This window comes from Reyranella sp. (assembly GCF_004297265.1).
In the GTDB taxonomy this organism is placed as follows: domain Bacteria; phylum Pseudomonadota; class Alphaproteobacteria; order Reyranellales; family Reyranellaceae; genus Reyranella.
Genome location: NZ_SCUT01000019.1, coordinates 42,016 through 54,394, shown reverse-complemented (window position 1 = coordinate 54,394; position 12,379 = coordinate 42,016). Strand labels below are relative to the sequence as shown.

The 12,379-nt window shown below is 67.4% G+C and carries 17 protein-coding genes; 8 read left to right on the top strand and 9 right to left on the bottom strand.

All coding sequences use genetic code 11. The annotated features are described in order from the left end of the window. The first annotated feature begins 63 nt into the window (after positions 1-63). Both EPO41_RS06760 and EPO41_RS06755 read left to right on the top strand, forming a co-directional pair. Entirely contained in the window at positions 64-771 is a 708-nt protein-coding gene (locus EPO41_RS06760) for an AzlC family ABC transporter permease (protein ID WP_296322255.1), read from the top strand. Next, on the top strand, positions 755-1,063 hold the full coding sequence (locus EPO41_RS06755; protein WP_296322252.1) for a hypothetical protein: 309 nt from the start codon (positions 755-757) through the stop codon (positions 1,061-1,063). Before EPO41_RS06760 ends, EPO41_RS06755 begins: the two co-directional genes overlap by 17 nt. A gap of 3 nt (positions 1,064-1,066) precedes the next feature. Here the strand turns inward: EPO41_RS06755 and EPO41_RS06750 are convergent, their stop codons facing one another. Together EPO41_RS06750 and EPO41_RS06745 are read right to left on the bottom strand one after the other, a co-directional pair. Next, positions 1,067-1,243, bottom strand: coding sequence for a YdcH family protein (locus EPO41_RS06750; protein ID WP_296322249.1), 177 nt, complete (start codon positions 1,241-1,243; stop codon positions 1,067-1,069). A 131-nt stretch (positions 1,244-1,374) separates the two neighbouring features. Continuing rightward, complete coding sequence (locus tag EPO41_RS06745; protein WP_296322247.1) at positions 1,375-1,938, bottom strand: TIGR02444 family protein; 564 nt, start codon at positions 1,936-1,938, stop codon at positions 1,375-1,377. A 108-nt stretch (positions 1,939-2,046) separates the two neighbouring features. On the opposite strand from EPO41_RS06745, the gene EPO41_RS06740 reads away from it, so the two are divergent. Genes EPO41_RS06740 through EPO41_RS06730 form a run of 3 tightly spaced genes read left to right on the top strand, consistent with a single transcriptional unit; the run spans position 2,047 to position 3,909 of the window. Further along, complete coding sequence (locus tag EPO41_RS06740; RefSeq protein WP_296322244.1) at positions 2,047-2,271, top strand: YdcH family protein; 225 nt, start codon at positions 2,047-2,049, stop codon at positions 2,269-2,271. 7 nt (positions 2,272-2,278) lie between these two features. Further along, positions 2,279-2,809, top strand: coding sequence for a 5-(carboxyamino)imidazole ribonucleotide mutase (purE, locus tag EPO41_RS06735; RefSeq protein ID WP_296322241.1), 531 nt, complete (start codon positions 2,279-2,281; stop codon positions 2,807-2,809). Then, complete coding sequence (locus EPO41_RS06730; RefSeq protein WP_296322238.1) at positions 2,809-3,909, top strand: 5-(carboxyamino)imidazole ribonucleotide synthase; 1,101 nt, start codon at positions 2,809-2,811, stop codon at positions 3,907-3,909. Before purE ends, EPO41_RS06730 begins: the two co-directional genes overlap by 1 nt. On the opposite strand, the gene EPO41_RS06725 is transcribed toward EPO41_RS06730, so the two are convergent. After that, a complete protein-coding gene (locus EPO41_RS06725; RefSeq protein ID WP_296322235.1) occupies positions 3,857-4,516 on the bottom strand; it encodes a COQ9 family protein in 660 nt (219 codons plus the stop codon). The two genes, EPO41_RS06730 and EPO41_RS06725, sit on opposite strands and share 53 nt — an antisense overlap. Before the next feature lie 124 nt (positions 4,517-4,640). Between EPO41_RS06725 and rpsU the strand changes: the two genes are divergently transcribed. Further along, the gene (gene rpsU / locus EPO41_RS06720; RefSeq protein ID WP_020696578.1) at positions 4,641-4,844 is read left to right on the top strand and encodes a 30S ribosomal protein S21; all 204 of its coding nucleotides are present in this window, start codon (positions 4,641-4,643) and stop codon (positions 4,842-4,844) included. 165 nt (positions 4,845-5,009) lie between these two features. On the opposite strand, the gene EPO41_RS06715 is transcribed toward rpsU, so the two are convergent. Genes EPO41_RS06715 through EPO41_RS06700 form a run of 4 tightly spaced genes read right to left on the bottom strand, consistent with a single transcriptional unit; the run spans position 5,010 to position 8,651 of the window. Next, the gene (locus EPO41_RS06715; protein ID WP_296322232.1) at positions 5,010-5,687 is read right to left on the bottom strand and encodes an HAD family hydrolase; all 678 of its coding nucleotides are present in this window, start codon (positions 5,685-5,687) and stop codon (positions 5,010-5,012) included. Further along, entirely contained in the window at positions 5,645-7,054 is a 1,410-nt protein-coding gene (locus EPO41_RS06710) for an NAD(P)(+) transhydrogenase (Re/Si-specific) subunit beta (protein WP_296322228.1), read from the bottom strand. The genes EPO41_RS06715 and EPO41_RS06710 overlap by 43 nt, the downstream gene beginning before the upstream one ends. A 16-nt stretch (positions 7,055-7,070) precedes the next feature. Then, a complete protein-coding gene (locus tag EPO41_RS06705; protein WP_296322225.1) occupies positions 7,071-7,493 on the bottom strand; it encodes an NAD(P) transhydrogenase subunit alpha in 423 nt (140 codons plus the stop codon). A 9-nt stretch (positions 7,494-7,502) separates the two neighbouring features. After that, a complete protein-coding gene (locus tag EPO41_RS06700) occupies positions 7,503-8,651 on the bottom strand; it encodes a Re/Si-specific NAD(P)(+) transhydrogenase subunit alpha (protein ID WP_296322222.1) in 1,149 nt (382 codons plus the stop codon). Positions 8,652-8,808: 157 nt separating this feature from the next. On the opposite strand from EPO41_RS06700, the gene EPO41_RS06695 reads away from it, so the two are divergent. Continuing rightward, on the top strand, positions 8,809-9,813 hold the full coding sequence (locus EPO41_RS06695) for a 2-hydroxyacid dehydrogenase (protein ID WP_296322217.1): 1,005 nt from the start codon (positions 8,809-8,811) through the stop codon (positions 9,811-9,813). A gap of 22 nt (positions 9,814-9,835) precedes the next feature. Here the strand turns inward: EPO41_RS06695 and EPO41_RS06690 are convergent, their stop codons facing one another. Further along, complete coding sequence (locus EPO41_RS06690; protein WP_296322212.1) at positions 9,836-10,492, bottom strand: ElyC/SanA/YdcF family protein; 657 nt, start codon at positions 10,490-10,492, stop codon at positions 9,836-9,838. A gap of 44 nt (positions 10,493-10,536) precedes the next feature. Here EPO41_RS06690 and EPO41_RS06685 point away from each other — a divergent pair, with 44 nt between their 5' ends. Then, on the top strand, positions 10,537-12,162 hold the full coding sequence (locus EPO41_RS06685) for a thiamine pyrophosphate-dependent enzyme (RefSeq protein ID WP_296322209.1): 1,626 nt from the start codon (positions 10,537-10,539) through the stop codon (positions 12,160-12,162). Here the strand turns inward: EPO41_RS06685 and EPO41_RS06680 are convergent. After that, complete coding sequence (locus EPO41_RS06680; RefSeq protein ID WP_296322206.1) at positions 12,159-12,344, bottom strand: DUF6726 family protein; 186 nt, start codon at positions 12,342-12,344, stop codon at positions 12,159-12,161. The genes EPO41_RS06685 and EPO41_RS06680 overlap by 4 nt on opposite strands. Between the last annotated feature and the right edge of the window lie 35 nt (positions 12,345-12,379).

The window sequence follows — 12,379 nt, the reverse complement described above, 5'->3', positions numbered from 1 at the left end:
GCACGTCCCATAGAGTGCCCGCCCCTTCCTCATCCGGTAGTTTCCGTGTCCCCTTCCGCGCGCGTGACGTGGCGCAGTTTCCAGGCCGGCGCGCTGCGCATGATCCTGCCCGGCCTCGCTTCCCTGCCCTTCGGCATCGGCTTCGGCGTCGCCGCCGCCCAGAAGGGCCTCAGCGCGTTCGAGACGACGCTGATGAGCTTCACCGTCATGGCCGGCACCAGCCAGATGGTGGCGCTCGACATCTGGGCCCAGCCGCTGCCGCTGGTGGCGCTGGCCGTATCGGTGTTCGTGGCCAACCTGCGCTACTTCGTAATGGGCGCGGCATTGCAACCGCACCTTCCGCATCTGCCCTGGTGGCTGCAGCCGCCGGTCTGGTACGTGACAGTCGACCAGAACTGGGCCGTCAACATCGCGGAGTATCGCCGCGGCCACGGCGATCTCGGCAAGTTCCTGGGCGGCGGCTTCGTCATGGCCTGCATCTGGTCAGGCTCGACCCTGGCGGGACATCTCGCGGCCGGCGGTATCCTCTCCGATCCCACGATGGCGCGACGGCTCGGCCTGGACTTCGTGGGCATTGCCGTCTTCGTGGTCGTCGCCACCATCCTGTTCCGCGGCAAGCGCGACATCGCGCCCTGGATGGTCGCGATCGTGGCCGCTTTTGCCGCCAGATGGCTGATCGGCGGCAACTGGTACATCGTGATCGGTGGAATCGCCGGTGGAGTCTTCGGCGCGCTGCGGGATCTCAGGAGCGACAATGTCCGCCAGTCCTGAGAACCTCGTCGCGATCTTCGTGATGGCACTCGCGGCCATGGCGGCGAAGGGCGGCGGCTTCGTCGCCATGCGCTGGTTCGGCCGCAATCGCTTCGTGACCGCGTTGCTCGATCACGCGCCCGGCGCCGTGCTGGTGTCAGCCGCGATTGTGCCGCTCGCACAGACGGGCGGCGCCTTCATCGTCGGCGCAGCGGTCGCTGCCGTGATGACCCGAAAGGTCGGAGGGTTCACCCCCGGCCTGTTCGGCGGTGTCGGCGCGGTGGCTCTGGCCCGCTGGGCGGGTCTTGCCTGAGAATTAGTGGGAGGCTGGCTCGCTCAGTCGGACGATCTCGTCCTTGATCATGAGCTTGCGCTTCTTGAGGCTGCAAAGTGCATCGTCGTCGGGATGCGGCCGCGTGATCTCTTGATGGATCGCTTGCTCAAGAGTGGCGTGCTTGCTCTTGAGCGCTTCGATGTGGTCCACGGTGCTCATAGTCGGATACCTCCGAGTTTGGTTGCGAGGACAGCAGAAGTCTGACTCCGACATTGGGGTGGAGTCACGCCAAATCAACCGATCCATCAACCGGTCGTTAAGATTTGTGCATAACCCTGAAACAGACCCGTTCAGGCCGCCAGGCCCACGGCCTCCGCGACTTCGGGCGGCGCGAGCGCGGGAAAGGTTGCGCGCATCAAGGTCGCGACCGCCTTGCGGTCCTTGTCGTCCGGCACGACCGCCAGGCACACGGCATAGACACCGAGATTGCCGACCGCCGCCCGCAGGCGCTTTTCGGGCGACCGGTCACGGTCGGCGGGCGGCGCATGCAGGCTCGCCAGCGTGAGCTGCTCGGCATGCTCGGCCGCCAGCTCCGCATCGGCAACCCGGCGACGGACCGAATCCACGGTCTCGGGCAATGCGCCAGGCCAGACCTTGTCCTTCAATCGCCGCCGCATCTCGCGCAGCGGCTTCACGATGTCCGACTGCCAGGCATCGCTCGCGGCCAGGATGGCGCGCAGCCGCTCGGCGGTCAGGGTCGGCCGGCCCGAGGCGCCCAGCCAGCAGCAGAACAGCAGGACGTTGACGTCGCAGCCGCGTCGGTCCTGCAGGTCGAGGCAGGCTTCGGCCACGCCCTCGCCGGCATAAAGTTCGAGCGAGAAGTTCCAGAACGGGTGGGGGAGAAAATCCGACACGGTTGCCTATGACTTGCTGGGGGGCTTTTGCGTGCTTCCCTTTGGGCGGGCTCCGGGGTACACGGCCGGGAGCGACGTGGCTAGCCTGCCTGGACGAGTGCGCCCCGCATGAATGACCTGACGTCGTCTGACCCTCCTGATTCACAGACCATCAAGGCCAAGCTCGAGGCCCTGAAGAGCGAGCACCGCGACCTCGATGAGGTGATCGATCGCCTGGTCGAGAAGCCACCGTTCGACCAGCTCCAGCTCCAGCGCCTGAAGAAGCGCAAGCTCGGCCTGAAGGACCAGATCATCCGGCTGGAAAGCCAGCTCATTCCCGATATCATCGCCTGAGAGAGTCATGGCCAAGAAAAGCACCAAGCGTCCGGCTGCTCAGCCGGTGGTCGGCGTCATCATGGGCAGCCAGTCGGACTGGGCTACGATGCGTCATGCCGCCGAGACCCTGGAGGCCCTGGGAGTCCCCTTCGAGGCGCGCATCATTTCCGCACACCGGACGCCTAAGCGTATGATGGATTATGCCTCGGGCGCCAAGGGACGCGGCCTCAAGGTCATCATCGCCGGTGCCGGCGGGGCGGCCCATCTGCCGGGCATGACCGCCGCCATGACGCCGCTGCCCGTGCTGGGCGTTCCCGTCGAAAGCGCTGCCCTGAAGGGGCAGGACAGCCTTCTTTCCATTGTCCAGATGCCGGCCGGCATCCCCGTCGGCACCCTCGCGATCGGCCGCGCCGGATCGGTCAACGCAGCCCTTCTGGCAGCCTCCATCGTCGGTCTTGGCGACGCCAAGATCATGGCGGCGCTGGAAGCCTGGCGCACCCGCCAATCGCTGGCTGTCGCCAAGATCCCCTCAGACGACGCTCCAGCCCACCGCTGATGCCGGCTTTTCAACCTCTTCCGCCGGGATCGACGATCGGCATCCTGGGCGGTGGCCAGTTGGGCCGCATGACCGCCCTGGCGGCCGCGCGGCTGGGTTACCTTTGCATCGTCTACGCCCCCGACGATCATCCGGTCGCCGCCCAGGTTTGCGCCAGCCATGTCCGGGGCGCCTACGAGGACGCCGAGGCCCTCGCCCGCTTCGCCGGCCAGGTCGACGTCGTTACCTACGAATTCGAGAACGTGCCCGAGAGCGCCGTCCTGGAATGCGAGAAGCTGAAGCCGGTGCGGCCGGGCGTGAAGCCGATCCACTTCGCCCAGCATCGGCTCCGCGAGAAGGACTTCCTGCGCAAGCTCGGCATCGGCACCGCCGACTACCAGCCCATCCGCTCCGAAGCCGACGTCGCGGCGGCCACCGCCTTGCCCGGCATCCTGAAGACCTGCACCGAGGGCTATGACGGCAAGGGCCAGGCCCGCGTCGTCGACCGGGCCGAACTCTCAGCCGCTTGGGCGAGACTCGGACGGCGCGAGTGCATCCTCGAGGCGATGGTCGATTTCGAGTGCGAGGTCTCCGCCATCGTCGCCCGTGGGCTCGACGGCACGACGCGCTGCTTCCCCATCGGCATCAACGTCCATCGCGACGGCATCCTGCGCACCACGACCGTGCCGTCAGGCCTTTCGGCCACGACGCTGGCGACCGCCGAGCGCTTCGGCGTCGAGCTGGCCCAGGGCCTCGATCTCGTGGGCCTCGTGGCGCTCGAAATGTTCGTGACGAAGGACGGAAAGGTCCTGGCCAACGAGATGGCGCCGCGGCCGCACAATTCGGGCCACTGGACCATGGATGCCTGCGCGACCAGCCAGTTCGAGCAGCTGGTGCGGGCCGTCTGCGGCCTGCCGCTGGGCGCGGTCGACGTGCTGGCGCCGTCGCGCATGGAGAATTTGATCGGCGATGAGGCCAATGACTGGCCGCGCTACCTCGCCGAGCCGACCGCGCGCCTGCATCTCTACGGCAAGGCGGAAGTCCGCCCCGGCCGCAAGATGGGTCACGTCACCTACGTGCTGCCGTCCGCCCCGGCCGCTTCGGGCCGCTCCACGACCTGACCTGCCCCTTCAGCTTCTCGAATTTCATGACGTCGTCGATGCGGCGGTCGAGGAAGGCCCAGGTGGCCTCGGCGCCCGGCGACCGGTCGTTCAGCCAGTAGAGCAGCGTCGAGGAATAGACCCCCGCCAGGGTGGCGCGCTTGGTGTAGAAATTGAAGTCGGTGCTGGTGTCGCCGGCCGCGTACCACATGGCGTCGACCGTCCTGTAGAGCAGCTTCAACGCCAGCCCGGCATTCAACGGCAACGACAGCATCGACAGCGCCCGGCGAGCCGCCTCGCGTGGGCCGATATGGCGCTCCAGCCGGATGCGGACCGCGCGCGTGATGCGGTCCCGGATCTTGAGGGCCGAAGCGCCCTCCTTCTCCATGTCCTCGACGGTGCGCCGGTCGGCGCGCTCGCTGACGTAGGCCAGCGCCTGGAGAGGACCGCCCGGGAACAGTCGGTCGGCCTCGCCCGCCGGCAGGTCGAGCGCCCGTCCGCTGGCCGCCAGGGCGCCCCGCGTCCAGCCGTCGAAGGCCGCCTCGGCCATGAACTCGTCCGCCAGCCGGTCCCGGAGGGCGGCGTCGGGGTCCATTTCCGGTGAATTCGGGGTGTTTTGCTCGGTCATCCGTGGAATATAGGCCCCAATCGGGGGGTTCCCAAGGGTATCCGCCTGTGATACCTAGCCGGCCTCTGAATTCCGGCCCCGGACGATCCGCGGGCCAAAGCCGCATTGGAAGGAAGCGATCGAAGTGCAGGTTCTCGTTCGTGAAAACAACGTCGATCAGGCGCTGCGCGTCCTGAAGAAGAAGATGCAGCGCGAGGGCATCTTCCGCGAGATGAAGCTCCGTCGCAACTACGAGAAGCCCAGCGAGCGCCGCGCCCGCGAGCGCGCCGAGGCCATCCGCCGCACCCGCAAGCTGATGCGCAAGCGCATGGAGCGCGAGGGCTACTAGTCCTCCCCTCTTCGCACGAGACGACAACCCCCGGCATCCCCGGGGGTTTTTTGTTTGGGCGCACGAGAGTTGAGGTCGAAGGAAGGAATCAAGGGAGCGCGCAACTCCAGTTGCGCTCATGCCTTTAGTATCGATGAGTATGAGCGCAACTGGAGTTGCGCGCTCCTATGAGGTCGTTCGGCCGCCTCGGTCTGAACTTGCGAGCGCCAGTATCGCCATTTCCAGTTCGGCCACATCCGTCACCACGGCATCGGGCGTTTCAGCCGCAGACCGGGGGCGCTGACGGCGCCAGCGGCCTGAGCGGAACTGGATCGTGGCCATGCCGGCGGCTTTGGCGGGGGCTATGTCGGCGTCGATGCGGTCGCCGACCAGGATGCATTCGGCTGGCGGCACATCGTGATCGCGCGTGAACAGCGCCGCGATCCCTGCCCGCTCCAGCCTTTCCCAGCGCGGCTCGACTGCACCCAGCACCAGGCCGCGTGCCTTGAGGCGTTTCAGCAGATCCTCGATCTCGGGCCGGATCTGGAAGGCGTCCAGTTGCCCGGTCATCGCCTCGACCCTTCGCGCCACGCGCGTCACCGTCGCCGGCTCACCACCGCACAGCGTCTCGATCATGTAGCGTACGACATCGGGCGCGAAGGCAGCGACGGCCTGTTCAGAGGCTTCCTCGACCATCGCGGGATCGACGCGGATGCCTTCCAGCCCGCAGGCCGAAGCAATGGCGCCGTCGAGCGCCATCTCCCAGGCGAATTCGAGATCGACCGCGCCGCCGATGTCGAAGATGACAGCGCGATAGCGGCTCAGTGCGCGGAGCCCTCGAGCGCCTTCACGATGTTCTCGCACATCACCTTGGCGTCGGCGAACAGCATCATCGTGTTGTCTCGGAAGAACAGCTCGTTGTCGACGCCGGCATAGCCCGAGGACATGCCGCGCTTCACGAACAGCACGGTCTGCGCCTTCTCGACGTCGAGGATCGGCATGCCGTAGATCGCGCTCTTGGGGTCGGTCTTGGCGGCCGGGTTGGTGACGTCGTTGGCGCCGATCACGAAGGCCACGTCGGTCGAGGCGAAGTCGCGGTTGATGTCGTCGAGCTCGAAGACCTCGTCGTAGGGCACGTTGGCCTCGGCCAGCAGCACGTTCATGTGGCCGGGCATGCGACCCGCCACCGGATGGATGGCGTAGCGCACCTGCACGCCCTCCTTCTTCAGGAGGTCGGCCATCTCGCGCAGCGCGTGCTGGGCCTGCGCCACCGCCATGCCGTAGCCCGGCACGATGATGACCGACTGGGCATTCTTCATCAGGAAGGCCGCGTCCTCGGCCGAGCCGGCCTTGACCGGCTTGTCGTTCTTCACGGCCGGCCCGCCGGCCGCGGCGCTGTCGGTGCCGAAGCCGCCCAGGATCACGTTGAAGATCGAGCGGTTCATGCCCTTGCACATGATGTAGCTCAGGATCGCGCCCGAGGAGCCGACCAGCGCGCCGGTCACGATCAGCGCCGTGTTGCCCAGGGTGAAGCCGATGCCCGCCGCCGCCCATCCCGAATAGGAATTGAGCATCGACACCACGACCGGCATGTCGGCGCCGCCGATCGGCAGGATCAGCAGGAAGCCCAGCGCCAGCGACAGCACGACCAGGAGGACGAAGGTCGAGGTGTGGCCACGCATCGCGAACCAGACCAGCAGCACGACCAGCGCGATGCCCAGCAGCGCGTTCAGCGGATGCTGGCCCTTGAAGACCAGCGGCGAGCCCGAGACCAGGCCCTGCAGCTTGGCGAAGGCCACGACCGAGCCGGTGAAGGTGATGGCGCCGATGGCCGTGCCCAAGCCCATCTCGATCAGGCTCTGGGCCTTGATCTTGCCGGGCAGGCCGATTCCGAAGGCCTCGGGCGAGAGGAAAGCGGCGGCGGCCACGAAGACCGCGGCCAGACCGACGAGCGAGTGGAAGGCCGCCACGAGCTGCGGCAGGGCCGTCATCTGGATCCGCAGCGCCACGAAGGTGCCGATCGCGCCGCCGATCACCAGGCCGGCCAGGATCAGCCAGGGCGACAGGACGCCTGGCGACAGAACGGTGACGCCGATGGCGACCACCATGCCGACGATGCCGAACAGGTTGCCCTGCCGCGAGGTCGTGGGCGAGGACAGGCCGCGCAACGCCATGATGAAGCAGATGGCGGCGATCAGATAGCCGTAGGCGGCCAGTTCCTGGGTGAACATCCCTTGCTCCCGCCGACTACTTCTTGACCGGCTTCTTCTTGAACATCGACAGCATGCGGTGCGTGACGATGAACCCGCCGAAGATGTTCACCGCGGCCAATGCCACGGCAATGAAACCGAAGAGCTGCGCCGCGCCCAGCCCCTTGAGGCCCGCCGCCAGCAGCGCGCCGACGATGATCACGGAGGAGACGGCGTTGGTGACGGCCATCAGCGGCGAATGCAGCGCCGGCGTCACCCGCCAGACCACGTAGTAGCCCACGAAGCAGGACAGCGCGAAGATGGTCAGCAGTGCCACGAACGGCATGTGGCCGTCGGGGATGGCGACCGGGCTGGCCGCCGCCGCGTCGGTGATCTGCTGCGCCAGGGCCTTGAGCTGGGCGGCGACGTCCTGCGCCTGGGTCGCGAGCTTGGAGGCCTCGCCTGCGATCTTGTCGTCCATGGGCCGCTCCTAAGCCTGGGTCAGCGAGGGATGCACGATCTGACCGTCGCGGGTGACCAGCGTGCCCTTCACGACCTCGTCCTCGAGGTTGATCGTGAGCGCCTTGGTCTCCTTGTCGACCATCGGCGTGATGAAGTTCAGCAGGTTGCGCGAGAACAGCGCCGAGGCGTCGGTCGCCAGCTCGCCCGGAAGGTTCGCCGGGCCGACGATCTTCACGCCGTATTTCTCGACCACCTTGCCGAACTCCGACAGCGGGCAGTTGCCGCCCTGCTCGACCGCCATGTCGACGATCACCGAGCCGGGCTTCATCGTCCTGACCATCTCCTCGCTCACCAGCACCGGGGCCTTGCGGCCGGGAATCAGCGCGGTGGTGATCACGATGTCCTGCAACTTGATGTGGTCGGCGACCAGCGCCGCCTGCTTGGCCTGGTATTCCGGGCTCATCTGCTTGGCGTAGCCGCCCGCCGTCTCGGCCGCCTTGAATTCCTCGTCCTCGACCGCCACGAACTTGGCGCCGAGCGACTGGACCTGCTCCTTGGTGGCCGGGCGCACGTCGGTCGCGGTCACCACGGACCCGAGGCGCCGTGCCGTGGCGATCGCCTGCAGGCCGGCCACGCCCACGCCCATGATGAAGCTGCGCGACGGCGCCAGGGTGCCGCCGGGCGTCATCATCTGCGGGAAGATGCGGCCGTAATTGTTCGCGGCCAGCAGCACGGCCTTGTAGCCGGCTAGGTTCGCCTGCGAGGAGAGAATGTCCATCGACTGGGCGCGCGTGATGCGCGGGATCAGCTCGAGTGCGAAGGAGGTGACGCCGCGCGAGGCGAGTGCCTGCACCAGCTCCTTGTTGGTCAGCGCCCCGAGCGGCGACATCAGGGTCTGGCCCTGGCGCAGCAGGCCGAGCTCGTCGAACCCTTCCTCGGCCGTCATCGGCCGCTGGATCTTGAAGACGATGTCGCCCGCGGCGATGGCCGAGGCCGCGTCCGGCGCGATCGTCGCGCCGGCCTCGGCATAGGCCTCGTCGGTATACGCGGCGACCGTTCCAGCCCCTGCCTCGATCGTAACCTCCGCGCCCAGCGCCTTCAGCTTCTTGACGGTCTCGGGAGTGGCGGCCACACGGGTTTCGTGGGGCCTGCGTTCTTTGACAATAGCGATTTTCATGGGGCGATTTTCATGGAGCGCTTTGGATCCGTTTGAACGCGGCAGGACGCATCGTGCGCTGCACCTTGCACAGCGTTCCGTTCTTTGCCAAGCCGGTTTTTCGCCGCGCGGACGCCTGCGGCTTACCCGCACCCATGTCCCATGCTAGGGCTCGACCATGGCTGACCAACCGCACATCCTGACCGGCTTCCATTTCACAAAAGCGACGCTCGCTTCGTTCAGCGAACGCTGCCGGATCATCGGCCACATGGACAGTCCGACGCCCACCGTCGCCGACATCCCGGCCGGCACCGCCGCGACGGTGCAGGCGATCGTCAGCACCGGCAGCGTCGGCATCTCGGACGCGATGATGGCGGCCCTGCCGAGGCTGTCGCTGTTCTGCTGCTACGGCACGGGCTACGAGCGCGTCGATCTCGAAGCGGCGCGGCGGCGCAACATCATGGTCACGCACGGCGCCGACGCCAACGCACCGGACGTGGCCGAGCTGGCGGTCGGCATCCTGCTCGCCTCGACGCGCCGCCTGGTGCGCGCCGACAAGATGATCCGGCATGGCGAGTGGAAACAACGCATCCCCAACCGCTTCGGCGCCATCGCCGGTTTGACGGGCGGCAAGGTCGGCATCCTGGGCCTGGGCGCCATCGGCCTGGAGGTCGCGCGGCGCCTAAAAGGCTTCGACGTCGAGATCGGCTACTGCAACCGCAACAAGCGCAGCGACGTCGACTTCCAGTACTTCCGGGATGTGATGGCGCTCGCCACCTGGTGCGACTATCTCATCGTCTGCCTGCGGTCGGATGCTTCCAACCGGCACATCATCAACGCCGAGGTGCTGAAGGCACTGGGTCCGCGCGGCCACGTGGTCAACATCTCGCGTGGCTGGGCGGTCGACGAGGCGGCGCTGGCCGACGCGCTGCGCAACGACGTCATCGAGGGCGCGGCGCTCGACGTGTTCGACGAGGAACCCTACACCGGCACCGAGCTGCTCGAACTCGACAAGCTCGTGATGACGCCTCACTTCGGCGGCGGCACGCAGCACGCCCAGCGCCGCATGACCGACCTGGTCTGCCGCAACCTCGACAATCATTTCGCCGGCAGGCCCGTCGTCTCCCCGGTGCCCGAGTTCCGAGAGTGGGCAAGTTCGCCCGAGGCGCCGAAGCCTCGTTAGGAGCGTGACGCTTCTCCTGTCATCAATTCGGCGGGTCCTTGCCGATCACGATGCTCGGGCCGGTGTATTTCGGCGGCGTGTCGAACCAGACGTCGAAATAGGCGCGCAGGGCAGACGGATAGCGGCGCAGCTCGGTGACGAGGCTGTAGGCGCGCTTCACGTCCTGCGCCTCGAAGCCCCAGGCCTCGATCCCCTGCTCGCGGGCGAGGAAGATCGCGCGAGAAAGGTGGAAGCGCTGGGACACGATGATCACGCGTGACTGACCGAACACCGACTCGACCCGCACGATCGAATCCCATGTCCTGACGCCCGCGAAGTCGCGGTAGATCGCCTCGGGCGGCACACCACGCTCGATCAGCCCTGCGCGCATCGCCGTCGGCTCGTCGTAGCCGGCGCGGCTGTTGTCGCCGCTCACCAGCAGGTACTTCACCTTGCCGGCCTTGTAGAGCGCGGCCGCGGCATCGAGCCGGTAGACGAAGTAGCGGTTGGGGCCACCTTCGGGTCCGATCGGTGCGGCGCCCAGCACGAGCGCCACCGGCACGTCCGGCAGCCTCGCCGGATCGTCAGTGATGTACGCCGCGGCGAGCGCTTCCAGTCGACGCTCCGCAACCCAGGACAGGAGGGACAACAGGAGCGCTATCGCCCCGAAGGCGAGCACCGCGTACAACATCAACCGCATGTCATCGCCTTGATCGCACTCCCCACCGCCTCCAGAGAGCCAGCATGCCTCGTCTCAGCACTGCCGAAGCCACGGTCGAAACCCTCCTGCTCCACGGTCTCGATACGGTCTATGCCCTGCCCGGCCTGCATCAGGATCCGTTGTTCGACGCCTTCTATCATGCTTCGGACCGGCTGCGGGTGATCCATCCTCGGCACGAGCAGACGGCGGCCTATATGGCGCTGGGTGCGGCGCTCGCGACCGGCAGGCCGCAGGCCTTCGGCGTCGTGCCGGGCCCCGGCCTGCTCAATGCCGGCGCCGCCCTCCTCACCGCCTATGGCATGAACGCGCCGGTGATCGGGCTGATCGGCCAGATCCCGCAGGCCGACATCGACCGCGGCCACGGCCACCTGCACGAGATCCACGACCAGCTCGGCCTGATGCGCCATATCACCAAATGGGCCGAGCGCATCCGCAGCCCGCAGGAGGCGCCCACCCTGGTCAGCCAGGCGATCTGGCAGGCCACCTCGGGCCGGCCGCGCCCCGTGGCGCTGGAATGCGCGCTCGACACCTGGGCGAAGCGCAGCGAGGTGGTGATCCCCGACGCGCCGCTGCCCCTGCCACCGGAGTCGATCGACGACGAGGCGGTCGAGACGGCTGCCAGAATCCTCGGCAACGCGGAGCGGCCGATCATCGTGCTGGGCGGCGGCGCCCTGGACGCCTCGGCCGAGATCATCAAGCTCGCCGAGATGCTCGAAGCGCCGGTCAGCTCCTACCGGCGCGGGCGCGGTATCATTCCCTCCTCGCACCGGCTCGCGGTCGACATGCCGATCGGCCATCGCCTGTGGAAGGACGCCGACGCGGTCCTCGCCGTCGGCACGCGCTTCTTCATCCAGAACGGCAGTTGGGGCATCGACGACAGACTGAAAGTGGTACGGGTCGACATCGATCCCGACGAGCCGGAGCGCTTCCGCAAGCCCGATGCCGCGCTGGTCGGCGATGCTGCTCCGCAGCTCCGCGCGCTGATCGCGTCCCTCGCCCGCCACAACCGCGAGCGGGCGTCACGCGCCGAGGAGCTGAACGGCCATCGCGCCTGGTTCGCCGAGCGCCTGTCGAAGCTGGAGCCGCAGGTCTCGTTCCTGAAGGCGATCCGCAACGCGCTGCCGGAGGACGGCATCTTCGTCGACGAGGTCTCGCAGATGGGTTTCGCGTCCCGCGTGGCGCTGCCCATCGAGAAGCCGCGCACCTTCCTGTCGCCCGGCTACCAGGACAATCTCGGATGGGGATTCGGCACGGCGCTGGGCGCGAAGGCAGCCATGCCCGGCCGCAAGGTCCTGGCGATCGCCGGCGACGGCGGCTTCATGTACCAGGTGGGCGAACTGGCAACCGCCGTCCGCCACAATATCGCGGTCGTCGTGGTGGTGTTCGACAACGGCGCCTTCGGCAACGTGAAGCGCATCCAGCAGGAGCGCTACGGCAACCGCCTGATCGCCTCGGACCTGCAGAACCCCGACTTCGCCAAGCTGGCCGAGTCCTTCGGCATCGCCTCGTTCAAGGCGCTCGATGCGAGGCAGCTGGAAGACGCCCTGCACAAGGCCTTTGCGCTCAATGCGCCCGCGCTCGTCTGGGTGCCGCACGGCGACGTGCCCAGCCCGTGGGATCTCATCATGATGCCGAAGGTGCGCGGCTAGTCGATCACGTCGGCGGTCGTGTCCAGCGGGTAGGCCACGACATCGCCTGCGACCGGAACGACCTTGGCCGTTGCGCTTGCGACCCTGACCGGGAAAGCAACGACGCCGCAACCCGATAGAGCCGTAGCGACTGCGAGAAGCACAGCCGCCGCGAGAAGCCGCTTGGGGGTGGAGGTACGCATACCGATCAAACGCCGGCATTCAAATTTAGTTGCCG